Origin of the sequence: Endozoicomonas sp., from assembly GCF_051008435.1 — a bacterium.
In the GTDB taxonomy this organism is placed as follows: Bacteria; Pseudomonadota; Gammaproteobacteria; order Pseudomonadales; family Endozoicomonadaceae; genus Endozoicomonas_A.
Genome location: NZ_JBPCXO010000442.1, coordinates 1 through 1,264, shown reverse-complemented (window position 1 = coordinate 1,264; position 1,264 = coordinate 1). Strand labels below are relative to the sequence as shown.

Below are 1,264 nucleotides of genomic sequence, written 5' to 3'. Positions count from 1 at the left end.
GCATATGGCGGGGCGAGATCTTGGTAAACGGGAGCCTACGGAATCACTCAAATCTCATGCTGGGAAATTTGAATTATTGGATGCAACCTGATTGTCAAGTGAGAAAAACTGCAGAATCGAGTTAAAGCAAGGCGGTATCTCACTCACTGCCAGTGAGAAAAAAACCATCCTGAACGCCATGAGCTGGTACGACGAAACAGCAGCGAAAGTGGTTCGTAAAACTCTGAAACTGAAAGACGAGAAGCTTGATGCTCTGCTGCATCATCTGAGCTGTACAGAGGATCAGTTAGCCGATTTTGGTTTCTATGCGACAGAGAAAGCCGGTGAATTTATCACCTATGAACCGTCGTCTGATTTGCGAGACAGTGAAACTGTACCTCTGAAGGATGAGATTCATGGCTACTTCCTGAAAGAAGTTAAACCCCACGTAGACGAAGCCTGGATTAACCTGGACTCCACCAAGATTGGCTATGAAGTCAGCTTCAACAAATACTTCTACCAACATAAACCACTGCGTTCTATGACCGATGTGGCGAAAGATATTGTCGCCCTGGAGAAGCAGGCGGAAGGGTTGATTGCTGACATTCTGGGTTTGGAAGTCACTGAAGTATCAGGAGTGGCAAATGACTGAACTGGCAGCTATGCCTCAGTATGAGGCTTATAAGGATTCCGGGGGTGAGTGGCTTGGGGGGATTCCTGAGCATTGGTCCGTTATGCGGCTTAAGAATTTAGCTGATATAAATCCGGCTCCAAAAATCCCATATGAAAAGTATGATGAACTTGCATGTTTTTTGCCAATGGAAAATGTTGAAGCTAGCGGTCAAGTTAATTACGAACTCAAAAAGCCTATCAGGGATTTAAAACAGGGTTTTACGAGCTTTCAGCAGCACGATGTGATTATTGCCAAAATCACCCCCTGTTTTGAAAATGGAAAAGGTGCCTATCTGGGCGGTATGCCGACCAAGCAAGGCTTTGGTTCAACTGAGTTCCATGTTTTGAGAGCGAACCGTCACTCAAATCCTAAGTTCTTATATTACCTATCCAAGACAGATCTTTTCATGTCTTTAGGTGAACGGTTAATGACTGGTTCTGCGGGTCAGAAGAGGGTGCCAACGGACTTTCTGGCTAATTTCTTTAGGCTCTTAGCGGATTCCGGGGAGCTGGAAACAGGATGACTTATGTGGCTATGAATAGAAGACGTTTTCTTGTAAAACAGTGTCATGAAACTTTATGATCTCCTCGATAACGCCAAGTGCTATGAACA

The 1,264-nt window shown here is 44.8% G+C and carries 2 protein-coding genes; both read left to right on the top strand.

Annotated elements, in window-relative coordinates; genetic code table 11:
* Nucleotides 1-91: 91 nt before the first annotated feature.
* Complete coding sequence (locus tag ACR2PX_RS21940; protein ID WP_434001494.1) at nt 92-631, top strand: hypothetical protein; 540 nt, start codon at nt 92-94, stop codon at nt 629-631.
* Nucleotides 624-1,175, top strand: a complete 552-nt coding sequence (locus tag ACR2PX_RS21935; protein ID WP_434001493.1) for a hypothetical protein — start codon at nt 624-626, stop codon at nt 1,173-1,175. The genes ACR2PX_RS21940 and ACR2PX_RS21935 overlap by 8 nt, the downstream gene beginning before the upstream one ends.
* Nucleotides 1,176-1,264 lie beyond the last annotated feature (89 nt).

Excerpts from the sequence above, each read along its gene's own strand:
- ACR2PX_RS21935 (WP_434001493.1), top strand. The coding sequence starts at position 624 with ATGACTGAACTGGCAGCTATGCCTCAGTATGAGGCTTATAAGGATTCC.